Raw genomic sequence first — 24,438 nt, 5'->3', positions numbered from 1 at the left:
AGGACGTGTGCTCATGATCTCGTTACGCCAACATGCCTTCTCGCTGGCCGCGGTCTTTCTCGCGTTGGCCGTCGGTGTCGTGCTGGGCTCGGGCTTCTTGTCCGACACCCTGCTGTCCAGCCTGCGCGACGAGAAGCGCGACCTCTACACGCAGATCAACGGGCTCAACGACCAGAAGAACGTCCTCAACGAAAAGCTCAGCGCGGCAAACAATTTCGACAACCAGCTGATGGGCCGGATCGTCCACGACGGGCTGGCCGGCAAAGCGATCGTCGTGTTCCGCACCCCGGACGCCAAGGACGACGACGTCGCCGCGGTCTCGAAGATCGTCGGTCAAGCCGGTGGGACCGTCACCGGGACCGTGGCGCTGACCCAGGAGTTCGTCGACGCCAACTCCGCGGAGAAGCTGCGGACCGTGGTGAACTCTTCGGTGCTGCCCGCCGGCCAGCAGCTCAGCACCAAACTCGTCGACCAGGGATCGCAGGCCGGTGATCTGTTGGGCATCGCCCTGCTGATCAACGCCAACCCGGCGATCCCGCCCGTCGACGACACGCAGCGCGACACCGTGCTGGTGGCGCTGCGCGAGAGCGGATTCGTCACCTATCAGGCCGGCGACCACATGCCGGCGGCCAACGCCGCCCTGATCGTCACCGGCGGCGCGCTCCCGCAAGATGCCGGCAACCAGGGCGTCAGCGTGGCCCGCTTCTCCGCGGCGCTGGCGCCGCACGGGTCGGGCACGCTGCTGGCCGGGCGAGACGGATCGTCGACGGGGGGTGCCGCGGTCGCGGTCGCGCGCGCCGACGCCGGCATCAACTCCGCGATCAGCACCGTCGACGACGTCGACGCCGCACCCGGACGGATCACCGCGATCCTCGGCCTGCATGACCTGCTCAATGGCGGCCACGTCGGGCAGTACGGCACCGGCCACGGCGCGACGTCGATCACAGTTCCTCAGTAGCGAATCGTCAGCCGGCTCTCTGGTTGCCGGGCGTGTTAGCCGCGCCCTGGGGTTGCTGGTGTTAGGGTGGATTTCCGTGGGTCGGCAGGCCCAGCTAGTCAAAGTTCGACGATAAGGACGCCCTGCCCGTCTTCACGGAGGTCGCTTTAGTGCGTAGGCATCCGCAAACCACCACCAAGCACCTCTTCGTCAGCGGTGGTGTTGCATCCTCACTCGGTAAGGGTCTGACCGCCAGTAGCCTCGGACAGCTACTGACCGCGCGTGGACTACACGTCACGATGCAAAAGCTCGACCCGTATCTCAACGTGGACCCGGGCACAATGAATCCGTTCCAGCACGGCGAGGTCTTCGTCACCGAGGACGGCGCCGAGACCGACCTCGACGTCGGCCACTACGAGCGGTTCCTGGATCGCAACCTGTCCGGCTCGGCGAATGTCACGACCGGGCAAGTGTATTCAACGGTCATCGCCAAGGAGCGCCGCGGCGAATACCTCGGCGACACCGTCCAGGTGATCCCGCACATCACCGACGAGATCAAGAGCCGCATCCTGGCGATGGCCGAACCCGACGCCAACGGGCGCCGCCCGGACGTGGTGATCACCGAGATCGGCGGGACGGTGGGCGATATCGAGTCGCAGCCCTTTCTGGAGGCCGCGCGCCAGGTTCGCCATGACGTCGGACGGGAGAACGTCTTCTTCCTGCACGTGTCGCTGGTACCCTACCTGGCGCCGTCCGGTGAGCTCAAAACCAAGCCGACCCAGCACTCGGTGGCGGCGCTGCGCAGCATCGGTATCACCCCGGACGCGTTGATCCTGCGCTGCGACCGCCCCGTTCCCGAACCGCTGAAGAACAAGATCGCGCTGATGTGTGACGTCGACATCGACGGCGTCATCTCCACTCCGGACGCGTCTTCGATCTACGACATCCCCAAGGTGCTGCACCGCGAGGAGCTCGATGCGTTCGTGGTGCGCCGGCTCAACCTGCCGTTCCGCGATGTCGACTGGACGCAATGGAACGATCTGCTGCGCCGCGTGCACGAGCCGCACGAAACCGTGCGAATTGCCTTGGTGGGCAAGTACGTTGACCTGTCCGACGCCTACCTCTCGGTGACCGAGGCGTTGCGCGCCGGCGGGTTCCGCCACCACGCCAAGGTGGAGATGGTGTGGGTGCCCTCGGACGACTGCGAGGACCCTGCCGGTGCCACCTCGGCTCTGGCCGAGGTGCACGGCGTGCTGATTCCCGGCGGATTCGGCATCCGCGGCATCGAGGGCAAGATCGGCGCTATCCGGCACGCCCGGGCGCGCGGGCTACCGATATTCGGGCTGTGCCTCGGGCTGCAGTGCATCGTGATCGAGGCCGCCCGCTCGGTCGGTCTGACCCAGGCGAACTCGGCCGAATTCGAACCGTCCACACCGGATCCCGTCATCTCGACGATGGCCGATCAGGAGCAGATCGTGGCCGGCGAAGCCGACCTCGGTGGCACCATGCGGCTGGGCGCCTACCCCGCGGTGCTCGAGCCGGATTCGATTGTGGCGCAAGCATATGGAACCACCCAGGTGTCCGAGCGGCACCGGCACCGCTACGAGGTCAACAACGCCTACCGCGACCGGATCGCCGAAAGCGGCCTGCGGTTCTCCGGAACCTCGCCCGACGGCCACCTGGTGGAGTTCGTCGAATACCCGTCCGACGTGCACCCGTTCGTCGTCGGCACCCAGGCCCACCCCGAACTGAAGAGCCGGCCCACTCGACCGCACCCGCTGTTCGTGGCGTTCGTCGGCGCGGCCATCGAGTACAAGAAGGGTGAGCAGCTTCCGGTGGAGATCCCCGAGCACACGTCCAACGGCAACCAGCATCGAGACAGCGCCGAGCGGTCGATACCTGAACCAGCCACTCGTGGCTGATCACGTTTTCGAGACGGCGTCCAGCGAAACGGTCTACACCGGAAAGATTTTCGCGCTGCGCCGCGACGAGGTACGGATGCCCGGCGGAAACATCGCTGCGCGCGAAGTTGTCGAGCACTACGGCGCGGTGGCCGTCGTGGCGATGAAGGACGATCACAGCATCGCGATGGTCTATCAGTACCGGCACACGTTCGGCCGCCGCCTGTGGGAATTGCCGGCGGGTCTGCTCGACGCCGCGGGGGAGGCGCCCGAGCTCGGGGCGGCGCGCGAACTCGAAGAGGAGGTCGGTCTGAAGGCCGACATCTGGCACGTGCTCGTCGACATCGACACCGCGCCCGGCTATAGCGATGAATCGGTGCGGGTCTACCTGGCCACCGGGTTGACCGAGATCGGCCGGCCCGAGGCGCATGACGAAGAAGCCGACCTGACGATGCGCTGGGTCCGTATCGAGGAGGCGATCCGGCTCGTCTTCAGCGGTGAGATCATCAATTCCATTGCCGTATCCGGGATTCTGGCCGCTCATGCCGTGATGACGGGGCTGGCGCAGCCGCGTCCGGTGGACCTGCCGTGGCCGGACAAGCCCAAGGTCTTTGCCGCTCGAAAAGCGGCCTCACAATGACGGCCACGCTGACGCTCCTCGACACCCAAATGCAGGGCTATCTCGACCACCTGACCATTGAGCGCGGAGTGGCGGCCAACACGCTCAGCTCCTATCGGCGCGACCTCCGCCGTTATGCAAAGCACTTGGAAGAACGCGGGATTCACGATCTGGCCAAGGTGGGCGAGGACGACGTCAGCGAATTCCTGGTGGCGCTGCGACGCGGCGATCCCGATTCCGGGGCGATCGGCCTGTCGGCGGTGTCGGCGGCGCGGGCGCTGATCGCGGTGCGCGGTTTGCATCGCTTCGCCGCCGCCGAGGGGTTGGCCGAACTGGACGTGGCGCGCGCGGTGCGCCCGCCGACCCCGGGGCGTCGGCTGCCCAAAAGCCTGACCATCGACGAGGTGCTGGCGCTGCTGGAAGGCGCGGGCGGCGAGAGCCCGTCCGACGGCCCGTTGACCCTGCGCAACCGGGCGCTGCTGGAGCTGTTGTATTCCACCGGATCACGCATCTCCGAGGCCGTCGGCCTCGACGTCGACGACATCGACACCCAGGCCCGGTCGGTGCTGCTGCGTGGCAAGGGCGGCAAGCAGCGGCTGGTCCCGATCGGGCGTCCCGCCGTGCAGGCGCTGGACGCGTACCTGGTGCGCGGCCGCCCGGAGCTGGCCCGCCGCGGCCGCGGCACGGCGGGCATCTTCCTCAACGCCCGCGGCGGACGACTGTCGCGGCAAAGCGCCTGGCAGGTGTTGCAGGATGCCGCCGAGCGGGCCGGGATCAGCTCCGGGGTGTCGCCGCACATGCTGCGGCACTCGTTCGCCACGCACCTGCTCGAGGGCGGGGCCGACGTGCGCGTCGTGCAGGAACTGCTCGGCCACGCTTCGGTGACGACCACCCAGATCTACACGCTGGTCACCGTGCACGCGCTGCGCGAGGTGTGGGCCGGAGCCCACCCCCGCGCGCAATAACCCGTTCCGCGCCGACATCGACGTTGGCGTGACGACACGCCGTAGGTGAGCACGCTGGCGTCGATCTCGGCGATATGAATCGCGCCGTCAGCCCAGGTAGTCGGACTCCAGCACCAGGTCGGCCACCATCGACTGGTATTCGAGGTGGGCCTTGTGCTCGACGGTGTTCCACAGCTTGCCCTGCTGCTGGCGCATGTACTCGCGGTACTTCGGGGCGCCCGGCACCCGGACGTTGTCGGCGACCGCGATCGAGCCGGTATGCAGCCAACCGCGATCCATGATGCTCAACAGGTCGTTGAGGTACGCGTCCTTGTCGTGGTCGAGGAAGAGGAAGTCGAGTGCGCCAGAACTGAATCCGTGCTCGGCGGCGAGCGTGTCGAGCGTGCGCCCGCCGTCGCCGATGGTGCCGACGACACACGTCACCCGGTCGGCGACACCAGCGTGCGCCCAGATCCGCCGGGCATTGGCGGCGTTGGCGTCGGCGAGCTCGATGGAGAACACCTTGGCGGTCGGCGCGGCCCGGGCGATCCGCAGCGCGCCATAGCCGACGTAGGTGCCCAACTCCAGGACCAGCGCGGGGTCGGCCCGGCGCACCGCGGTGTCCAGTAGGAGGCCCTTCTCGTCGCCGACGTTGATCAGGATCGACTTCTCGTAGGCGAACTTGTCGATGGTGGCCAGCACGTCGTCGATGTCGCCGGCGCGGGCGTTGTTGACGACGTAGTCGACGGCGGCGGCTTCGCGCCCGTCACCGACCTGGCCCGTCGTGGTGATATTGCGAACTCCGGCGGCCATCCGCCATACCGACCACCGCAGCAGCGGTACCCGTCGTTTGAGGTCCATAGGCCCCACCATAGACCCGCCCGGCGTGGGTCGAATGTTGCTGGTGTGACTGAAGTTAACTCTCAAGGCCCTGACAGGCGCTCGCCGCGATATCCGCACATATTCCCTGGTTATCTCGCCTGCGGGTCGCCCGGTTTACGCGTGCCTACCCGTTAGACTTTCCGACGATGTTCACCTTTGCAACACCCCGGGCATGACCACCGAGCACCCGGACGGCGCCGTCGAGATCGGCTTGACGGGGCGTCCGCCGCGGGCGATCCCGGAACCGCAGCCGCGCACCTCACACGGCCCGGCCAAGGTGATTGCGATGTGCAACCAGAAGGGTGGCGTCGGGAAAACCACCTCGACGATCAACCTGGGCGCGGCGCTCGCCGAGTACGGCCGGCGGGTGCTGCTGGTCGACATGGATCCGCAGGGCGCGCTGTCCGCGGGCCTCGGCGTCCCGCACTACGAGCTGGAAAAGACCATTCACAACGTGCTGGTGGAGCCGCGGGTGTCGATCGACGACGTGCTGCTGTCCACCCGGGTCCGGCACCTGGACCTGGTGCCCAGCAACATCGACCTGTCGGCCGCCGAGATCCAGCTGGTCAACGAGGTGGGCCGGGAGCAGACGCTGGGCCGGGCGCTGCATCCGGTGCTGGACCGCTACGACTACGTCTTGATCGACTGCCAGCCGTCGCTGGGTTTGCTCACCGTCAACGGGCTGGCCTGCTCCGACGGCGTGGTCATCCCGACCGAGTGCGAGTTCTTCTCGCTGCGCGGCCTGGCCCTGCTCACCGATACCGTCGACAAGGTGCGCGACCGGCTCAACCCGAAGCTCGAGATCAGCGGCATCCTGCTGACCCGGTACGACCCGCGCACCGTCAACGCCCGCGAGGTGATGGCCCGTGTCGTCGAGCGCTTCGGTGACCTGGTGTTCGATACCGTGATCACCCGAACGGTGCGGTTCCCGGAGACCAGTGTGGCGGGCGAACCCATCACCACCTGGGCGCCGAAGTCGACGGGCGCCATCGCCTATCGCGCCTTGGCCCGCGAGTTCATCGACCGATTTGGCGCGTGAACGACACAGTCAATGGTGAGGCGCCACCGCAGAACGGCTTCCAGGTCCGCCTCACCAACTTCGAGGGGCCGTTCGACCTGCTGCTGCAGCTGATCTTCGCGCATCGTCTCGACGTGACCGAGGTGGCGCTGCATCAGGTCACCGACGACTTCATCGCCTATACCCGAGAGATCGGCGCCCAGCTGGATCTGGAGGAGACCACCGCGTTCCTGGTGGTCGCCGCGACCCTGCTGGATCTCAAGGCGGCGCGACTGCTGCCGGCCGGACAGATCGACGACGAGGAAGACCTCGCGCTGCTCGAGGTGCGCGACCTGCTGTTCGCCCGGCTGCTGCAGTACCGCGCGTTCAAGCACGTCGCGGAGATGTTCGCCGAGCTGGAAGCCACCGCACTGCGCAGCTACCCGCGCGCGGTGTCGCTGGAGGACCGGTTCACCGAACTGCTCCCGGAGGTGATGATCGGTGTCGACGCCCAGCGCTTCGCCGAGATCGCCGCGGTCGCATTCAGCCCCCGGCCGGTGCCGACGGTGGCCATCGGCCATCTGCACGAGCTCAAGGTCTCGGTGCCCGAGCAGGCGCAGAAACTGCTGTCGATGCTCGAGGCGCGGGGCAGCGGCCAATGGGCCACATTTTCCGAGCTGGTCGCCGATTGTGAGGTACCGATGGAGGTCGTGGGGCGCTTCCTGGCGCTGCTCGAGCTGTATCGGTCCCGGGCGGTAGCATTCGACCAGTCGGAGCCGCTTGGCGTGCTCCAGATTTCATGGACCGGGGAGCGTCCGACCACCGAAGTGCGGGACGAATAATGACTGAAGATCTGCCCGACGTCGATCTCGACCTCGACCTCGACGTCGGCATCCCGGACATCGCCCAGGCGGCGCCGCTGGATGACGACGAGCTTCGGTCCGTGCTGGAGGCCCTGCTGCTGGTGGTCGACACCCCGGTCACCGAGGAGGCGCTGGGCTCGGCCACCGGGCAACCCGTTTACCGGATCGCCGCCAAACTGCAGCTGATGGCCGAGGAACTCACCGCGCGTGACAGCGGCATCGACCTGCGCAAGACGGGCGAGGGATGGCGGATGTACACCCGCGCCCAGTTCGCGCCCTACGTGGAGAAGCTGTTGCTGGACGGCGCGCGCTCCAAACTCACCCGGGCCGCGCTGGAGACGCTGGCCGTGGTGGCCTACCGCCAGCCCGTCACCCGCGCGCGGGTCAGCGCGGTACGCGGTGTCAACGTGGACGCCGTCATTCGCACCCTGCTGGCACGCGGCCTGATCACCGAGGCCGGGGTCGACGAGGACACCGGAGCCGTCACCTTCGCCACCACCGAGATGTTCCTGGAGCGCTTGGGGCTGGAATCGCTGGCCGATCTGCCCGATATCGCGCCATTGCTTCCCGACGTCGACGCGATCGAGGATCTGACCGAATCCCTGGACAGCGAGCCACGTTTCATCAAGCTGTCGGGTGGCCAGACGCCCGAACAGTCGCTGTCGTTTGACGTGGATCAGGATTGATGTCCGACGATCAGGGGATCCGGCTGCAAAAAGTGTTGTCCCAGGCCGGAATTGCGTCGCGTCGGGCCGCCGAGAAGTTGATCATCGACGGCCGTGTCGAGGTGGACGGACAGGTAGTGACCGAGCTGGGCACCCGGGTCGACCCCGACGCCTCGGTGATCCGTGTGGACGGCGCCCGAATCGCCGTCGACGAAGAGCAGGTCTACCTGGCGCTGAACAAGCCCCGCGGAATGCACTCGACGATGTCCGACGATCGGGGCCGGCCGTGCATCGGCGATCTGATCGAGCGTCGAGTCCGGGGCAACAAGAAGCTCTTTCACGTGGGACGGTTGGACGCCGACACCGAGGGGCTGATCCTGCTGACCAACGACGGCGAGCTGGCACACCGGTTGATGCACCCGTCCCACGAGGTGCCGAAGACGTATTTGGCGACGATCTCCGGAACGGTGCCGCGTGGGCTGGGCAAGCAGTTGCGGGCCGGGGTCGAGCTGGAGGACGGCCCGGCGCGCGTCGACGACTTCGCGGTGGTGGATGCTATTCCGGGAAAGACGTTGGTGCGCTTGACATTACATGAAGGCCGGAATCGGATTGTGCGCCGGATGCTGGCGGCGGTGGGCTTCCCGGTGGAGGCGCTGGTGCGAACGGACATCGCCGGGGTATCGCTGGGCAAGCAGCGTCCGGGCCACATCCGTGCGTTGAGCCAGGGCGAGATCGGGCAACTGTACCAAGCGGTGGGCCTGTGATGAGCGACGTCGTGGTGGCGATCGACGGCCCGGCGGGAACCGGAAAGTCCTCGATGTCAAAGAGATTGGCGGAGGCGCTGGGTGCGCGCTACCTGGACACCGGTGGCATGTACCGGATGGTGACACTGGCCGTCCTGCGGGCCGGGATCGACCCGGCCGACGCCGACGCGGTCGCGCGGATTGCCGAGTCGGTGCAGATGTCGGTCGACTACCACCCCGAGGGTGATCGTTATTTCCTTGCCGGCGAGGATGTCTCGGCCGAGATTCGCGGCGACCGGGTCACCGGTGCGGTGTCCGCGGTGTCGTCGGTTGCCGCGGTACGGACCCGGCTGGTCGCGCTGCAGCGCGAAATGTCACAGGGTCCGGGCAATGTCGTCGTCGAGGGCCGCGACATCGGGACGGTGGTGTTGCCCGACGCGCCGGTGAAGATCTTCTTGACGGCGTCGGCCGAAACCCGGGCCCGGCGCCGCAACGACCAGAACGTCGCCGCGGGTCTGCCCGACGACTATGACGGTGTGCTGGCCGACGTGCACCGCCGCGACCACCTCGACTCCACCCGCACGCTGTCGCCGCTGCGACCGGCGTCCGACGCGGTGACCGTCGACACCAGCGACATGACCGAGGCGCAGGTGATCGACCGCCTGCTGGAATTGGTCAAGCAGCGAAGCGAGGCAGTGCGGTGACTCAGGACGGCACCTGGTCCGACGAAAGCGATTGGGAGGTAGTCGATCCCGACTCGGCAGACTTCGACGAGCCCGGCCCCGCGCCGGTGGTGGCCATCGTCGGGCGGCCCAACGTCGGCAAGTCGACTTTGGTCAACCGGATCCTGGGCCGGCGCGAAGCGGTGGTGCAGGACGTTCCCGGTGTGACCCGCGACCGGGTCTTCTACGACGCGCTGTGGACGGGTCGCCGGTTCGTCGTGCAGGACACCGGGGGATGGGAGCCCGACGCCAAGGGCCTGCAAAAGCTGGTGGCCGAGCAGGCGTCGGTGGCGATGCGTACCGCCGACGCGGTGATCCTGGTGGTCGACGCCACGGTCGGGGCCACCAGCGCCGACGAGGCCGCCGCCCGGATTCTGTTGCGCTCCGGCAAGCCAGTCTTCTTGGCCGCCAACAAGGTTGATAGCGAGAAGGTCGAATCGGACGCGTCCGCGCTGTGGTCGCTGGGTCTGGGCGAGCCGCATCCCGTCAGCGCGATCCACGGTCGCGGTGTGGCCGACCTGCTCGACGAGGTGCTGGCCGTGTTGCCCGAGGTGTCCGAGGCGGTTCCCGCGCCCGGCGGACCCCGTCGGGTGGCGCTGGTCGGCAAGCCCAATGTCGGCAAGAGCTCGCTGTTGAACAAGCTGGCGGGTGACGAGCGATCCGTCGTGCACGACGTCGCCGGGACCACGGTTGACCCGGTGGACTCGCTGATCGAATTGGGCGGCAAGGTTTGGCGTTTCGTCGACACCGCGGGCCTGCGCCGCAAGGTCGGGCAGGCCAGCGGGCATGAGTTCTACGCGTCGGTGCGCACGCACTCGGCCATCGATTCCGCCGAGGTGGTGCTCGTGCTGATCGACGCGTCGCAGCCGCTGACCGAGCAGGACCAGCGGGTGCTGTCGATGGTGATCGAGGCCGGCCGGGCGCTGGTGCTGGCGTTCAACAAATGGGATCTGGTCGACGAGGACCGGCGCGAGCTGCTGGACCGCGAAATCGACCGCGAGCTGGCGCAGCTGCAGTGGGCGGAGCGGGTCAACATCTCCGCCAAGACGGGCCGCGCGGTGCAGAAGCTGGTCCCGGCGATGGAGACCGCGTTGGCGTCGTGGGACGCCCGGATTGCGACCGGCCCGCTGAACACCTGGCTCAAGGAAGTCGTGGCGGCCACGCCGCCCCCGGTGCGCGGCGGCAAGCAGCCCCGCATCCTGTTCGCCACCCAGGCCGCCGCCCGTCCGCCGACGTTTGTGCTGTTCACCACCGGCTTTCTCGAGGCCGGCTATCGGCGCTTCGTGGAGCGGCGGCTGCGCGAGACCTTCGGGTTCGACGGCAGCCCGATCCGCATCAATGTGCGCGTGCGCGAAAAGCGATCCGCCAAGCGCCGCTGACTTTCCTTGCATCGAGTGTGCGTCGAGGGCTGCGAATGTGCATCCACGGCGCCCTCAGCGCATACTCAACGGGCCGCATCGAGGAGTTCGGCCGTCGCCTCCCAGAGGCGTGCCTCGCGACGTGGATCAATCGCGATCGGCTTCACCTCGTGCTCTTGGTCTTTGAGGACGAAGGCGCCGTCGCGGAGATGCGCCCAGCGCTGATCGAGGGCGATCGACGCCAGCAAGGGCCCGGAGCGGACGGGTGACGAGACCCCGGGGATCTTCTCGATGAGGCGCCCGACGCGTTGCAGGGCAGGACCGTTCGCTCGGCTCAGCCCGGTGCCCGGCATGAATCCCGGCTCGAAGACAATCACGTGGACGCCATGCGGGGCGCGGCGCTGCAATTCGTGTGCGTAGTACATCAGCGCGAGCTTGGAATCGGAGTAGGCGGTCCAGGACAGCTCGGACGTGGTGGGCGCGCTCGCCGCGGTGGGCTGGGCGAGCTCGATCGGATCACGCCAATGCGCCGGCGGGACGCGGAAGATGCGGCGAAAGATGTTCTGGTGGTAGGTGTTCGAACCCAGCAGCACGACGCGGGCCGGAGCCGCAAACGAGCCGAGCAGATCACCGATCAGCTGCGCATGTGCGAGGTAGTTCACGGCAAAGGTGAGTTCATAACCATCGGGCGAGGCCGTATGCGTGTCGGCCACCGTGAGGCCCGCGTTGGCGACCAGTGCACGCAACGGGCGCACCGCGCCGGCATCCAGCAGCTCCTTGGCTTGCTGCGCCGCGGCGCGCACGTCGGCCAACCTTGAGAGGTCGCAGCCGATTTCGTACACCGTTGCGCCGGCCGCTCGGGCCTGGGCGGCCACCTCGGTCAGTGCTTGACCGGGCCGGCCAACCAGCAGTAGGTCGGGGCGTTCGGATGCGGGCCGATTCGCGAGCGCCTGCGTCGTGGACTTGCCGAGTCCGGCGGTCGGCCCGGTGAGCAATACGGTGCCGGAAGCAATCGAGGTCATGCTTCGAGTCTCGTCCGACGCCGGAGCCTCAGGGAGCCGTCTGGTTGTCGTAGGACTGCCGGTGCCACCACAAGACCTTTCCCCGGTTACCCCCGTCGCGCACAGTAGAGGGGTGGACACGTGGGAATTCGGCCGCCGGGTGCGCCAGTGGCGCGACCGGGTTACACCCGCGGCCGTGGGCGTGCCCGTCGGTGGGCGCCGCCGTGCCGCCGGGCTGCGTCGCGAGGAGCTGGCCGCGCTCGCCGGAATCTCCGTCGACTACCTGACCAGGCTCGAACAGGGTCGGGCGACCTCGCCGTCGGTGCAGGTCGTCGAGGCCCTCGCCCGTGCGTTGCGGGTCTCGGATGCCGAGTGTGATCTGCTCTTCCGGCTGGCCGGGCACGTCGCGCCGGGACCTGACGTCGTGTCGTCGCGCATCTCGCCGAGCGTCCAGCGCTTGCTCGACCGGCTGGCCAACACTCCCGTCGCCGTCTACGACGCCACCTGGACCCTGCTGATCGCGAACGCGCCGTATGACGCGCTGATGGGCCCGACGGCCACATGGCGGGGGATCGAACGAAACGGTGTGTGGCGCAACCTGATTGGCCCAGGGACCCGCGCCGTACAGACCGCGGAAGAACGTGCCGCGTTGCAGGCCGGGCTGGTCGCCGACCTGCGTGTGACGGTGGCGCGGTATCCCGCCGATCAGCGATTGAAGCAGCTGATTCGCGAGCTGTCCGCCCAAAGCCCGCGGTTCCTGGAGCTCTGGGACGCCGGATCCCCGGTACTCCACCAAGACGTCGGCCGGCGCAAGGTCATCGACCATCCGGACGTCGGCCGCATCGCCCTGGACTGCGACACACTGGTCGTCGCCGGAGACGACCTGCGCATCATGATCTTCACCGCGGAACCCGACAGCGAGGACGCCGAACGCCTCGGCCTGGCCATAGTCCTGGGGACACAGACGTTCGCGGAATAGCACTGATTCCCGTGATGCGGGTTATGTGGTCTTTATCGTGGGACATCAACGTTGACTTTCGGCGTTGTTTCCCGGTAACTTCCTATATATCGGGAGTAATAACCCGTATTGCAGGATTTGAGGTGAGATATGAGCGCGTCGCGGTTCGACGTGAAGGGCAAGTCGATCTTGATCACCGGCGCGACCGGCTCGTTGGGCAGCACGGCGACCCTGGCCATGGCCGAAGCCGGGGCCCGGCTCACGCTGACCGGCGGCAATACCGAGCGCCTGGCCGAGCTCGTTGGCGAGACCGGCCTGCACGATGTGGCGGTCGTGGTCCGCCGCCCCGAGACCCCGGCCGACGCCGAGGCCATGGTCGATGCGGCCGTCGAACGGCATGGCCGGCTCGACGGAGTCCTGGTCGCTTCGGGCATGAACCATGTCGCGCCGATCACCGAGATGGACGTCGACGACTTCGACGCCGTGATGAAGGCGAACGCGCGCGGCGCGTGGCTGGTGTGCCAGGCCGCCGGACGGGTGCTGCTGCAACAAGGGGACGGCGGCAGCGTCGTACTGGTCTCGTCGGTGCGCGGGAGTCTCGGCCATCCCGCTGGCTACAGCGCCTACTGCCCGTCGAAGGCGGCCACCGATCTGCTCGCCAAATCGCTGGCCGCCGAATGGGGTCCGCACGGCATTCGGGTGAATGCACTTGCACCAACGGTTTTCCGGTCTGAGCTGACCGAATGGATGTACGCCGACGACGAGAAGGGCCGGGAAACCCGCGAGGCGATGTTCTCCCGAATCCCGTTGCGCCGCTTCGCCGAACCCGAGGATTTCGTCGGTGCGCTGATCTATCTGCTCAGCGACGCGTCGAGCTTCTACACCGGCCAGGTGATGTATCTGGATGGCGGTTACGCCGCATGCTGACGAATCGAAAGGAACTGTCGTGACGTTCACCTGGCCGCTCGGCCAAGCCGAGTCGACGCTGGAGTTCTACGACCTGTCCCATCCCTGGGGGCATGGCGTGCCGGCCTGGCCGTACTTCGAGGACGTCAAGATCGAGCGGCTGCACACCATGGCGCGAAGTCGCGTGCTTACTCAAAAGATCACCACGGTAATGCATTCCGGCACGCACATCGACGCACCGGGCCATGTCATCGAGGGCACGCCGCTGTTGGACGAGATCCCGCTGAGCGCCTTCTTCGGCACCGGGGTGGTGGTGTCGATCCCGAAGAAGAAGTGGGAGGTCGTCACCGCCGAGGACCTGGAGAATGCCACGCCCGAGATCCGGCCCGGCGACGTTGTCATCGTCAACACCGGGTGGCACCACACCTACGCCGACAGTGCCGAGTACTACGCCTACTCGCCGGGCTTCTACAAGGAGGCCGGCGAGTGGTTCGCGGCCAAGGGCGTCAAAGCAGTCGGCACGGATACCCAGGCGCTCGATCATCCGATGGCCACCGCGATCGCCCCGCACGGACCCGCCGAGCACACGGGTGGTCTATTGCCTTGGGCGGTCAAGGAATACGAAGACCACACCGGTCGCAAGGTGCTCGACGACTTCCCGGAATGGGAGCCGTGCCACCGCGCGATTCTGTCCAAGGGCATCTACGGCTTCGAGAACGTGGGTGGCGACCTGGACAAGGTCACCGGCAAGCGCGTCACCTTCGCGGCGTTTCCGTGGCGCTGGGTCGGTGGCGATGGTTGTATCGTGCGGCTGGTGGCGATTATCGATCCCGCCGGCACGTACCGTCTCGAGACTGGAGCCTGACGTGAGCGTCGACTCAGAAGAGGCTCGCGGCAGCGGAATTCAGGTCATCGCGCGCGCGGCAGAGATGTTGCGGCTGCTGCAGGCGCATCCCGGCGGGCTGAACCAGGCCGAGATCGGTGAGCGACTGGGAATGGCGCGCTCGACTGTGAGCCGGATCCTCAATGCGCTGGACGACGAGGGGTTGGTGGCCTCGCGCGCGGCGCGGGGCCGTTATCGGTTGGGCCCCGAGATCGCCCGGATGGCCGGCACCGTGCGCCGTAGCGTGGTGGTCGATCTGCACCCGTTCATCGAGGAGCTGTCCCGCGAGCTGGAGGAGACGGTCGACCTGTCGATCCTGGACGGGGATTGCGCGACGTTCGTCGACCAGGTCGTGTCGCCGCACCGGCTGCGAGCGATCAGCGCGGTGGGCGAGTCGTTCCCGCTGCATTGTTGTGCCAACGGCAAGGCGCTGCTGGCCAGCCTGACGCCCGAGGAGCAGGCGGCTGCCGTGCCGAGTCGACTCGCCCGGCTCACCGCGAACACCATCACGACGCCGGCGGTGTTGCGCAAGGAACTCGACCGCATCAGGGCCGAGGGCATCGCCTACGACCGCGAAGAGCAGAGCGAAGGCATTTGCGCGGTCGGCGCGGTGCTCAGGGGCGTGGGTGACGAGAAGGTGGCGGTCAGCGTGCCGGTGCCGTCGCAGCGGTTCTACCGCCGCGAATCCGAGCTCGCCCAGGCGCTGCGGGAGTGGGTCGAGAAGGTCGACGCGTGGTTTGCAAAGGCGGACGACTAGGAGACGCGCAGGTAAACCACGCAGTATCGGGTTGAGCGCGCGGCTACGGTAGGCTTTCGACCTGCTGCCGGTGGACTCACCGGCGCGCGGGCTGTGGCGCAGTTTGGTAGCGCACTTGACTGGGGGTCAAGTGGTCGCAGGTTCAAATCCTGTCAGCCCGACAGTGTGGTGTCGCAAGACATCGGAATAGGTCTGAACCTGCGTTAGGTTCGGGCCTTTTTCCGTGTGGGGCCTTTGGGGGCGCCGGTGGGTTGGTAGTCGCTGGTGGGGTCGAGGGTGAAGTCGCGGAGTAGTTCTCCGGTGGCGGCGTTGATGATTTTGATGTTGAGGTCTTGGACCAGGATCAGGACGCGGGTTCGGTAGTGGATGCGGCCGACGCCGATGTGGTGCAGGCGTCCGTTGACGCGCAGGGTGACAGATCCGGCTTGGTCGACGCGGTCGGTGCGTACTCGGTTGTGGGTGTCGATGCGGGTTGCTGGGTCGGCTTTGGGCCGGCTGGTGTAGATGGTGGCTGGGGTGGCGCGGTGGGGTAGGGCGCGGTGGGGGCGGCGGTGGTTGTATTCGTCGATGAAGGCGTCGAGTTGGGTTTGTAGTTGGGTCAGGGTGGTGGGGCGGGGTTGGCCGGTGAGCCAGCGTTTGAGGGTTTGGTGGAATCGTTCGACTTTGCCGCAGGTGGTGGGGTGGTTGGGGGTGGAGTTGATTTGGCGCACGCCCAGGCGGTGCAGTTCGGCTTCGTATTGGTTGCGTCCGCCTTTGCCGCCGGCGAATCGGGTGGTGAAGACCATGCCGTTGTCGGTCAGGGTGGAGTGTGGAATGCCATGGCGTGCATAGGTTTTCTTGAATTCGTCGACGACGATGGGGCCGGTGACGCGGCGGTGGGCGGTGACCGATAGTGCGTAGCGGGAGTGGTCGTCGATGAAGCACAGGATTTCGGTGTGGGTGTTATTGGCCAAAGACCAGTGGGTGAAGTCGGCTTGCCAGCGTTCGTTGGGTTGTTCGGCGGCAAAGCGGATGTAGGACGCTTTGGGCCGCTTGTGTGGGCTGGGTTGGACGAGTCCCGCCGCGGCGAGGTGGCGGCTGATGGAGGCCACCGAAACCCGTAGCCGGTGGTGGTGTTCCAGGTGCCAGGCGATGGTGTGCGGCCCGGCGTCGAGCCCTTTGCCGACCAGGGTGCGTCGGATGTCGATGATCAGCTCGATCGTGGTCTGCGCGAGCCGTGTCGGGCTGCTATGGGGCCGTCGCGATCGTGGCTCGAATGCGGCCTCGCCTTCGAGCGTGTAGCGCTTGAGCAGCCGCGATATCCACCCTTGGGAAACCCCGTAATCGCGGGCGACCTGCGACTGCGAACGGCCCTCGACGAGGACGGCGGTGATGACCAGACGAGCCTTCGACACCCGCTGAAACTGGCCGACATACCTATTCCGATGTCTTGAGACACCCTATTCGCATGTCCTGAAACACCACACTGTCAGCCCGACAGAGTTCTTGCAGGTGAGCGGCGGATTTTGGTTGCCCTGGATCGGGGTTTCTCGTACGCCCAGGGGGTATGGATCGCAACGCGGAAAGCAACGCCGATTTAATCGGGGAGACCGAGCTGTCCGCCCTGGCTTTCAACTGTGGCGCGCGCTGTGGCGTCGCTGGTGTGTCCGTAAATGTCGCCGGTGATCGCGCTGGAGGAGTGGCCAAGTAGGTCGGCGACCGCCTTGATGTGCACGTTGGATGCCAGCCACGGTGAATCTGCGGATCGGGTGGATTTTTGGCTGCTCGACCGGTGAACGCATCACGCACGTGGTCGACCACGGCGGCTACCAACCCGACGTACTTGAGCACTGCGTGATTCGGCGGGGTGTCGGGGTGGCATGGTGCACCGTTCGCTCAGTCCACCACGGACCCATCAGGAACCGCCAGAAGCAATATTGGGCCGCGATCGGGTTGAGGATCTTGCGAACAACTGTCCCCGTCGTCATCGTGCCGGCAGGTCGGGCCTGCGGCACTCGCTGGAATTTGGGCACAGCGGACCACTTGATTAGTAGGTATGCCTGGAGGGCGACCACGCCGATCGCTGCGGCGTAGATAGGCGACAGGCAAGTTGCGTACCCGTGCACGCACGCCAATCGCGGGAGAAGTAGCGGCCATGAGCGCGTTGCGTGCATAGAGGACCCAAGGCACAGAGCAAAGTATAGTGCTTTACTGTGATAGTGGCGTCTAAATAGCGTGCGCAGCCTCGGAATGGTGGCGAATGGGTTTACGTGCTCCGTATCGGATAATCGTTTACGGCCCAGGGGGTCTCGGCAGCATCGCGTTATACGAGACCAACCGGCTGCCTGAGTTCGAATTGGTCGGTGTCCGCGCCTACACCAAAAAGAAAAATGGGGCTGACGCGGGCGAGCTGCTCGGCTTGGAGCCCTTCGGCGTTGCGGTAACTAGCGATACCGCAGCGCTCGCCGCAATCGATTGTGACTGCGTTGTCTATACCGCGCGCGACATGGGCAACTTCAATACTGACGACGAGATCATCGAGCTGCTGGAAACCGGACGCAACGTAGTCACCCCACTGCCGTATCACAATGCACCCCTCTTCCGTGCGCCCGAGTTCGTCGAGCGCCTCGAGCGGGCATGCCGGATCGGCGGTTCGACATTTCATGCCACAGGTATCGATCCCGACATCATTACCGAGCGAATCGCTCTGGCGCTCACGGGAATGTGCACGAGTCTGCAGCACCTGACGATCCGCGAGACATGGCCGGCAAACAAATTGGACCCGTCGTTGCTGAAGATCGCGGGCTTCGGGATGTCACCACAGGACGCCGACAACCCGAGGGCGTCCGGCATTGCAACCAACGTGTTGCATTCCATCGCCCGCACCGCCGAACACTCCCTGGGCGTGGTCTACGAGCGAATCGAGGAACGGCATGAGTACATCCCCACGCCGAATGCTATTGACATACCGGGATTTCCGGTACCTGCCGGAAAGGTGGGGCGGGTAACCCACAGCATCCACGGCTTCATTGCCGCCGGGGACAACGTGCGTCCGTTCTTCACCATGCAATACAACTGGGTGCTCGGTCGCACCATGCTGCCCGAGGGAATCTCGCCAACGGAGCGATGGGTCGTGGAAATCGAGGGTAGCCCCTCGGCTCGGCTCGTCGTCGACCTGCGAGGCTCACTAGCTGAACACCGGCCGTACTACCAAATCGGAAGCCTGCGCACCGATCCGGGCTACCACGGCACCATAGCTCCATGTTTGCAGGCTATACCGTTTGTTGTGGCGGCGGAGCCAGGAATTCTTCCATCGTTCCGGCCGCCGTTGCACTGGAAATCCGACCTGCGGGATCTGCCATGAGACCAGGCACCAAGGCGCAGGGTGAGAACAAGATACGGCCCGGAGTTCGTCCTGCAGTGGTTTGCGGTCCCGGCTCGCCGTGATCGCCGGCTGGCAACACCAGCAGAAGCTAAGCGCCAGGCCTCGACAAAGCGCCGTTAAATAGTATAGTGTTTACTTACAACGGAGGTCTTGTCCAACCATGCCAAAAACATCTAATGCCCGAAAGGCGATCCAGGTTCCACCGGGACTTCGCGGGCCGATGACGCCAATGAGGTTCGAAGCGACCGTCGAAGACTGTGCCGTCAGTTACGGCCAGATTCCACGGGAACTCAACGGCGGGTTCTATCGCAACGGTCCGACTTGGAAGCGCCCATCGCGACAAGGGATCGACACGCCGTATTCGATGGACGGGATGATCCAGGGACTGGTATTCCGAGACGGCCGGGCGGATTTCCGGAATCGATGGACGCGAACGCCGAAGTTCCGGGCTGAGGAAATCGCCGGTCGGGCATTGTTCGAGTGGAGTGACGGCCATTTCGGCGACTGGCGGGCATGGGCGCTGGGCGAAGTGGAACGCAATGAGTACACACGCGGCATCCCACAGGGAACGAACGCCGTGAACGTCGTTCCGTTCGGCAATCAGCTGCTGGCGCTCGGGGAGAACACCGCACCGGTTGCACTCGATCCGATCACTCTGGAAACGATCGGGGTCGTTCCGTGGTCGTCAATGTTGTGTACGAGCATGGTGGAGCCTGCATGCTTCGGCGATGGCGCCTTCGCCGCGCACCCCAAATGGGATGAGGCCACTGGCGACTTGTTCGGTTGGTCGTATCGCGATGAGCCCCCCTATGTCACTGTCTATAAGACGAACCCGGACGGCGGCGTCGCGCGCCGCGATTTGTGGGACGCACCGTATAACACTGTTGCTCACGATATTTGGCTGACCGAGCGGTACGTCGTGATTCCATTTCAGCCGTTCACGGTGGGCCAGGACCGTATCCAGAAGGGATTCTCCGCCTATGCCTGGGATCCAGAGCTGCCCATCTCGTTGGCGTTAGTGGACCGTGAGGATCTCGATCGGAAGGTCCAGTGGACATCGGCGGACTTCCCAGCCGAGTACATCATGCACATGCTTTCGGCCAATCACATTGGGGACCACCTCATCCAGCTCGATGCACCGGTGTTCGACCGTCCACCCTTCCAGTTCGAGGACAGGTTCGCTCCCGGTGACGACTTCGTGCCGTTTTGGAAGCTGGCAACCAGCGCCGTTGGGCGCTGGACGGTCAATCTCGAAACCGGTGTGGTGTCAACCGAGGTGTTGGGGGATCGGCCGGTTGAGCTGCCGAAGGTCGACGAACGTCACTACGGCAAGCCCTACGAGTGGGCATTCCTGACCGCGGGTGACCCGACAGCGGATGGCGGCATGCGCATGAACACCGTGATACGGCGCAACGTGCGCACCGGCGGTGAGAATGTGTACAGGGTCAGCGACGACAAGCATGTCACCGTGTTCGAGGGCACATTCGCGCCGCGGTCACCATCGTCTCCGGAGGGTGATGGGTTCTACATCGTCCCGGTGTCGCACTTTGCCGAACGCACATCAGAGTTCCTGATCTTTGACACCGACAGCTTCGAAGACGGGCCGATCACCCGGATCGCGATGCCCTTCCAGATCGGGTGGTCGCCCCACGGACACTGGATGCAATTCCGGTGAACTCGCGGGACTGTGCCAACCGCAGCTATCCCCGGTGATTGTGCGGCAACGAGATGGTGGTCAATCAGGCGCTCCTGTGCGACCCGGCCGGCGTCCTGGACCGAGCCTGGGTCATCACAGAGGGCACGCGACTCTCCAACGCCGGGCGCTGGGGAGATGACGACGAACTGGGCACGTGGAACCTCGTCACACCGGAAAAGATTCGCGCGGCTATGGCAATCGTTCGGCGAGGAGAGGTTTTCAGCCTGGCGCTGCCGTTCGGTGCGGGTGGCCCCGACGGGCCGCCCGGTCGCCCTCCGCCGCAACACTTCCTGACATTGACAGGCAGCGATCTGCTGGCTTCGGAGACGATGCGCACACCAGGGTTCGCCGATGACTGGATCGTGATGAACTTGTCCTGCTCGACGCAGTGGGACGGCTTCACGCACGTATTCAGCGACGGGACAACGTATAACAACGTCGGATGCGAGACGGTCACCGCGCGCGCCGGTGCGAGCCGCAACTCGGTTTCTGTGCTAGCGCAGCACGTGGTGTCTCGCGGTGTGCTGCTTGATATCCCACGTTTGTTCGATCGCGCGTGGCTCGAGCCGGGAGAGGCGATTACTGGCGAACACCTGGACGCCTGCTGCGCGTCCACCGGGTTGCTTGTCGGGCCCGGCGATGTCGTTTTGATCCGTACCGGAGCACTGGCACAGGTCCGGGAACGCGGCGATTGGGGTGACTACGCCGGCAAGGGGCCGCAGCCGGGGATGAGCGCCACGACCGCGGCATGGTTCGCGGACCGTGACGTTGCCGCGGTGGCAACCGACACTTGGGGCTTCGAGGTGTTGCCCTACGAGACGTCGGATACGGTCGCCCCGCTGCATCAGATCTTATTGTCGCGGTGCGGAATCACGATTGGCGAGATGTTCGACCTGGAGCAGCTGGCCGGCGACTGTGCGCGGGACCGCCGATTCGAATTTTTGTTTGTCGCGCAGCCATTGCCAATCACCGGTGCGGTCAACGCGCCCATCAACCCGCTGGCAATCAAGTGATTCCTTCTGCAGGGACCTCACTTTCACTGGCCGGCACAACTGTGTAGTGACTGATAACTGACGGGGAGTGATGGTGACGCCGACATACGATCTCGATGGCGACAGAGCCTCACAGAGGCTCCGTAAGGCGTTGAAGCAGAACGGTATTCGCATTCTTCTCTCCGGGGTAGGCGCGTGACTGAGCAGTCGGCAGTCGAAGGTGGGTCTCAGGCGTCTGAGGAGTCCAATGAAGTCGACCGCCGCGTAACGGAATTGCTTGCCGAGGCAGATCCCCGAACGACGGATCTTGAGACGTTCCTCGGCAAACAATTCGATGCCGGGCTGGCATTCGTGGACTACCCGGTGGGCAAGGGAGGCCTGGCATTGCCGGCCGGGCTACAGCGCCGGATCGATGACCAGCTCGACGCGGCTGGTGCCCACCGCGCCTTTTTGCTTAATCCTGTGGGCGTGGGCATGTTGCCGCCGACCCTGCTGCGCCATGGAACCGAAGAGCAGCAGCGACGCTTCCTTCGTCCGGCCTTTGCCGGGCAGGAGATCTGGTGCCAGCTGTTCTCGGAGCCGGGTGCGGGCTCGGATCTGGCCGGGCTGTCCACCCGCGCGGTGCGAGACGGAGCCGACTGGGTGATCAACGGACAAAAGATCTGGACCAGCCTGGCGCACAAGGCAACCTGGGGCATACTGCTTGCCCGCACCGATCCCGAGCTGCCCAAACATCAGGGCATCACCTACTTCATCGTGAACATGCGGCAGCCCGGCATCCGCGTGCGACCGCTCAAGCAGCTCAACGGTCAGTCCGACTTCAACGAAGTCCTTCTCGACGACGTCAAGGTTCCCGATACCGATCGCATCGGCGGCGTGGGGGAGGGCTGGGCTGCCGCACGGACCACGCTGTCCAGCGAGCGGGCGGCTTTGTCTGGTGCGGGAACGGGCGCCGCCAACATCGGCGGGTCCGCCGTGGAACGTCTTGTCGAGTTGGCCATCACCAATGGCCGCTGGCGGGATCCGGTGGCCCGGTCGCGAATCGTGGACCTGGTCATCGAAAGCACCCTGATCCGCGCCACCAACCAGCGTAGGAGGGCGGCGCTGCGCAGCGGCCGCTCTGTCGGCGCGGAGGGCGCGGTCACCAAAATTGGCGCCGGCCTGCACAATCGGCGCCTGCAGGAGGCGTTCTTGGACATCGCCGCGGCGACCGCGTTGGCATGGGATGACCAGACACCCCGCGGCGGCCGCATCGCATCGGGCTACCTGCGCGCGCAGGCGAACACGATCGAAGGGGGGACCAGCAACGTGTTGCGTGATGTCATTGCCGAACGTGTGCTCGGTATGCCGCGTGACCCCGCCGAGCTGCCGCGCAGCACACCCTGGAAAGACATTCCGCGACGTTGACATGCGGTCAGCGCCGCACCGGCAGATGAGGGAATCGATGACGCCAACTACTCCGTTCGTGTGGTCGGCTGAGCAGGAGCAGCTGCGCAGCACACTGCGCCGTTTCCTGGACAAGGAATCCTCGCCCCTGCGGGTATTCGAGCACATCGAGGCCGGGTTCGACCGCAAGATTTGGGCCACGCTGACCGAGCAGATCGGATTGACGGCCATCCTGATTCCACAGCACTACGGTGGCATGGGGGGCACACCGACCGATCTCGCCGTCGTCTTCGAGGAGGCCGGTGCGGCACTGCTTTGCGCACCCTACTTCTCGACCATCGTGCAGGGCACCAACGCATTGCTGCTGTCTGGCGATGATGCCGCGTGTGCAGATTATTTGCCGGGTATCGCGGGAGGCCGGACCGTGGTGACGTTGGCCTGCGATCCAGCGGCGGGCGACCCGCTACAAGCCGCGGCCATAGCGACACAACGCGCTGGCGCGTGGCGGGTCAGCGGCGCACGACTGGTCGCCTTCGATGCGATGGAAGCCGATCTGCTGCTGGTGATTGCCGCACACGACGGCGCCCCAAGCCTTTTCGCGATCGAGGCGAGCGCGCTCGGATTGCACCGACAGGCGCTCCATACCCTGGACCTCACCCGTCGTCAGGGCAAGATCGAATTGCGGGATGTACCCGCTCGGCTGGTGGGCGAGCCTGGCACCGGCCGAGCATTACTGTCGCGTCTGATCGACCTGGCCGCCTGCGCGCAGGCCGCTGAACAGGTCGGCGGCGCGGCGCGGTGTCTGGCCGACGCCGTGGCCTACTCCAAGCAACGCTTCCAATTCGGTCGGCCGATCGCAAGCTTTCAAGCGGTCAAGCACATCTGCGCGGACCTGCTCATCGACCTCGAATTCGGCCGCTCCGCAGCAGAATACGCCGCGTGGGCAGCTCAGGAGGAACCTGGTCAACTACCGCAAGCAGCAGCGATGGCTCGAATCTGGTGCTCGCGCATGTTCGTTCGTGTCGCCGAGGAGACACTGCAACTCTACGGAGGGCTCGGCGTCACGTGGGAACACCACGCCCACCTCTACCTCCGGCGGGCCAAGGCCGCCGCGCTGCAACCCTCCACCCCGGAATATCACCGCGCCGTCTTGGACGACTTCCTGGCCCGTGACAGCTCCTGCGAATGAAACGACGGAATACCCAAGAGGTACAACCGCGAGACACGCTCACTGGTCTTGGCCACGTCTATCTGAAGGCCGGTATGCAGGCTGTCAAGCGCAACACCGTAGTTGATGCCCCACATCGACTCGGCAACCAACTCCACACTTACCGTTGGCGCCGGCCAACCCTTGATGTGGCGCAGAATGTCCACCAGGGGATCAACGACGCGTGGCCGCACTCGTTTGGTGTAGAAATCGCCCCCGGCACTGTCGGAGAAGAAGGACGCGCCAATGAAGGGGATACCGTCGAGCATGAACTGCAGCAGCGCCCTGTTGATCTCCCGCACCAACTCGGCCACGGTGATGGGCGGTCCCGCCTTGATCGCGACCATCTCTGACTCGAATCTCTCCACCAGAACGATGAGCGGACGGATCACCGCCCACTCGTAAAGCTCGGCCTTCGATGCGAAATGACGGAAAAGATACGGCTCCGTGATACCGGCTTCGCTGGCGATCTGACGCAGGCGGCCACCCTCGAACCCATACTCTGCGAACACCTTCAGGGCCGCGTCGAGGATCTTCTCGCGGCGCGCCTCGGCGGAAAGGCGTTGGCGAGTCGGTGGCCGGCCATCGGCCCTGCTATCAACCATTTACCACGCACACGCGATGTCATCTGCCATCTGCATGGGCTTCAGCTTAGCC

Annotated in this window: 23 protein-coding genes, 1 tRNA gene and 1 pseudogene; 20 read left to right on the top strand and 5 right to left on the bottom strand. The window is 65.7% G+C overall.

The genetic code is table 11. The annotated features are described in order from the left end of the window. Positions 1-13: 13 nt before the first annotated feature. The 4 genes from G6N55_RS04355 to xerD all read left to right on the top strand — a co-directional run bounded on the left by G6N55_RS04355 (position 14) and on the right by xerD (position 4,422). Positions 14-958, top strand: a complete 945-nt coding sequence (locus tag G6N55_RS04355; RefSeq protein ID WP_085225418.1) for a copper transporter — start codon at positions 14-16, stop codon at positions 956-958. Between the two features lie 149 nt (positions 959-1,107). Then, positions 1,108-2,859 carry a CTP synthase gene (locus tag G6N55_RS04350; protein WP_085225416.1) on the top strand — a complete coding sequence of 584 codons (1,752 nt, stop codon included), beginning with the start codon at positions 1,108-1,110 and terminating at the stop codon, positions 2,857-2,859. Next, positions 2,852-3,478, top strand: a complete 627-nt coding sequence (locus G6N55_RS04345) for an NUDIX domain-containing protein (protein ID WP_085225414.1) — start codon at positions 2,852-2,854, stop codon at positions 3,476-3,478. The genes G6N55_RS04350 and G6N55_RS04345 overlap by 8 nt, the downstream gene beginning before the upstream one ends. Then, the gene (gene xerD / locus G6N55_RS04340) at positions 3,475-4,422 is read left to right on the top strand and encodes a site-specific tyrosine recombinase XerD (protein WP_085225412.1); all 948 of its coding nucleotides are present in this window, start codon (positions 3,475-3,477) and stop codon (positions 4,420-4,422) included. The genes G6N55_RS04345 and xerD overlap by 4 nt, the downstream gene beginning before the upstream one ends. A gap of 87 nt (positions 4,423-4,509) precedes the next feature. Here xerD and G6N55_RS04335 read toward each other — a convergent pair whose 3' ends face one another. Further along, a complete protein-coding gene (locus G6N55_RS04335) occupies positions 4,510-5,262 on the bottom strand; it encodes an O-methyltransferase (RefSeq protein ID WP_085225410.1) in 753 nt (250 codons plus the stop codon). Between the two features lie 193 nt (positions 5,263-5,455). Here G6N55_RS04335 and G6N55_RS04330 point away from each other — a divergent pair, with 193 nt between their 5' ends. Genes G6N55_RS04330 through der form a run of 6 tightly spaced genes read left to right on the top strand, consistent with a single transcriptional unit; the run spans position 5,456 to position 10,652 of the window. Further along, on the top strand, positions 5,456-6,322 hold the full coding sequence (locus G6N55_RS04330; RefSeq protein WP_085225408.1) for a ParA family protein: 867 nt from the start codon (positions 5,456-5,458) through the stop codon (positions 6,320-6,322). Further along, entirely contained in the window at positions 6,319-7,122 is an 804-nt protein-coding gene (locus G6N55_RS04325) for a segregation/condensation protein A (protein WP_085225406.1), read from the top strand. Before G6N55_RS04330 ends, G6N55_RS04325 begins: the two co-directional genes overlap by 4 nt. After that, positions 7,122-7,829, top strand: coding sequence for an SMC-Scp complex subunit ScpB (gene scpB, locus G6N55_RS04320; RefSeq protein WP_085225404.1), 708 nt, complete (start codon positions 7,122-7,124; stop codon positions 7,827-7,829). The genes G6N55_RS04325 and scpB overlap by 1 nt, the downstream gene beginning before the upstream one ends. Further along, positions 7,829-8,572 (top strand): pseudouridine synthase, encoded by a 744-nt coding sequence (locus G6N55_RS04315; protein ID WP_085225402.1) that lies wholly within the window; start codon positions 7,829-7,831, stop codon positions 8,570-8,572. The genes scpB and G6N55_RS04315 overlap by 1 nt, the downstream gene beginning before the upstream one ends. Continuing rightward, complete coding sequence (gene cmk, locus G6N55_RS04310; RefSeq protein WP_085225400.1) at positions 8,572-9,255, top strand: (d)CMP kinase; 684 nt, start codon at positions 8,572-8,574, stop codon at positions 9,253-9,255. Before G6N55_RS04315 ends, cmk begins: the two co-directional genes overlap by 1 nt. Continuing rightward, complete coding sequence (gene der, locus G6N55_RS04305; RefSeq protein ID WP_085225398.1) at positions 9,252-10,652, top strand: ribosome biogenesis GTPase Der; 1,401 nt, start codon at positions 9,252-9,254, stop codon at positions 10,650-10,652. Before cmk ends, der begins: the two co-directional genes overlap by 4 nt. Before the next feature lie 65 nt (positions 10,653-10,717). Here der and G6N55_RS04300 read toward each other — a convergent pair whose 3' ends face one another. After that, complete coding sequence (locus tag G6N55_RS04300; protein ID WP_085225396.1) at positions 10,718-11,653, bottom strand: SDR family NAD(P)-dependent oxidoreductase; 936 nt, start codon at positions 11,651-11,653, stop codon at positions 10,718-10,720. Between the two features lie 112 nt (positions 11,654-11,765). Between G6N55_RS04300 and G6N55_RS04295 the strand changes: the two genes are divergently transcribed. From G6N55_RS04295 to G6N55_RS04275, 5 genes are all read left to right on the top strand, one after another. Continuing rightward, positions 11,766-12,611, top strand: coding sequence for a helix-turn-helix domain-containing protein (locus G6N55_RS04295; RefSeq protein ID WP_085225394.1), 846 nt, complete (start codon positions 11,766-11,768; stop codon positions 12,609-12,611). Between the two features lie 129 nt (positions 12,612-12,740). After that, positions 12,741-13,517, top strand: a complete 777-nt coding sequence (locus G6N55_RS04290; RefSeq protein ID WP_085225392.1) for an SDR family NAD(P)-dependent oxidoreductase — start codon at positions 12,741-12,743, stop codon at positions 13,515-13,517. A gap of 19 nt (positions 13,518-13,536) precedes the next feature. Further along, positions 13,537-14,361 (top strand): cyclase family protein, encoded by an 825-nt coding sequence (locus tag G6N55_RS04285; protein ID WP_085225390.1) that lies wholly within the window; start codon positions 13,537-13,539, stop codon positions 14,359-14,361. A 1-nt stretch (position 14,362) separates the two neighbouring features. After that, positions 14,363-15,136, top strand: coding sequence for an IclR family transcriptional regulator (locus G6N55_RS04280; RefSeq protein WP_085225388.1), 774 nt, complete (start codon positions 14,363-14,365; stop codon positions 15,134-15,136). Between the two features lie 87 nt (positions 15,137-15,223). Beyond that, positions 15,224-15,297, top strand: a tRNA-Pro gene (locus tag G6N55_RS04275). Positions 15,298-15,339: 42 nt separating this feature from the next. Here the strand turns inward: G6N55_RS04275 and G6N55_RS04270 are convergent. Next, entirely contained in the window at positions 15,340-16,530 is a 1,191-nt protein-coding gene (locus G6N55_RS04270) for an IS481 family transposase (RefSeq protein ID WP_085224059.1), read from the bottom strand. A gap of 337 nt (positions 16,531-16,867) precedes the next feature. Then, positions 16,868-16,993, bottom strand: a pseudogene (locus G6N55_RS29700) (hemerythrin domain-containing protein); the annotation flags it as partial. Positions 16,994-17,375: 382 nt separating this feature from the next. On the opposite strand from G6N55_RS29700, the gene G6N55_RS04265 reads away from it, so the two are divergent. The 5 genes from G6N55_RS04265 (at position 17,376) to G6N55_RS04245 (ending at position 23,763) form a co-directional block, all read left to right on the top strand. Then, the gene (locus G6N55_RS04265; RefSeq protein ID WP_139827012.1) at positions 17,376-18,479 is read left to right on the top strand and encodes a hypothetical protein; all 1,104 of its coding nucleotides are present in this window, start codon (positions 17,376-17,378) and stop codon (positions 18,477-18,479) included. Positions 18,480-18,729: 250 nt separating this feature from the next. Beyond that, the gene (locus G6N55_RS04260; protein WP_085225042.1) at positions 18,730-20,175 is read left to right on the top strand and encodes a carotenoid oxygenase family protein; all 1,446 of its coding nucleotides are present in this window, start codon (positions 18,730-18,732) and stop codon (positions 20,173-20,175) included. Positions 20,176-20,228: 53 nt separating this feature from the next. Further along, positions 20,229-21,209: a cyclase family protein gene (locus G6N55_RS04255; RefSeq protein ID WP_085225044.1), complete on the top strand. Its 981-nt coding sequence runs from the start codon at positions 20,229-20,231 to the stop codon at positions 21,207-21,209. Between the two features lie 174 nt (positions 21,210-21,383). Continuing rightward, positions 21,384-22,595, top strand: a complete 1,212-nt coding sequence (locus G6N55_RS04250) for an acyl-CoA dehydrogenase family protein (protein WP_085225046.1) — start codon at positions 21,384-21,386, stop codon at positions 22,593-22,595. A 37-nt stretch (positions 22,596-22,632) separates the two neighbouring features. Continuing rightward, positions 22,633-23,763: an acyl-CoA dehydrogenase family protein gene (locus G6N55_RS04245; RefSeq protein ID WP_163667167.1), complete on the top strand. Its 1,131-nt coding sequence runs from the start codon at positions 22,633-22,635 to the stop codon at positions 23,761-23,763. Here the strand turns inward: G6N55_RS04245 and G6N55_RS04240 are convergent. Next, the gene (locus tag G6N55_RS04240; RefSeq protein ID WP_085225050.1) at positions 23,712-24,386 is read right to left on the bottom strand and encodes a TetR/AcrR family transcriptional regulator; all 675 of its coding nucleotides are present in this window, start codon (positions 24,384-24,386) and stop codon (positions 23,712-23,714) included. The genes G6N55_RS04245 and G6N55_RS04240 overlap by 52 nt on opposite strands. Positions 24,387-24,438: the final 52 nt, after the last annotated feature.

This window comes from Mycobacterium florentinum (genome assembly GCF_010730355.1).
Lineage (GTDB): Bacteria > Actinomycetota > Actinomycetes > Mycobacteriales > Mycobacteriaceae > Mycobacterium > Mycobacterium florentinum.
This window is presented reverse-complemented; position numbering and strand designations above follow the sequence as displayed.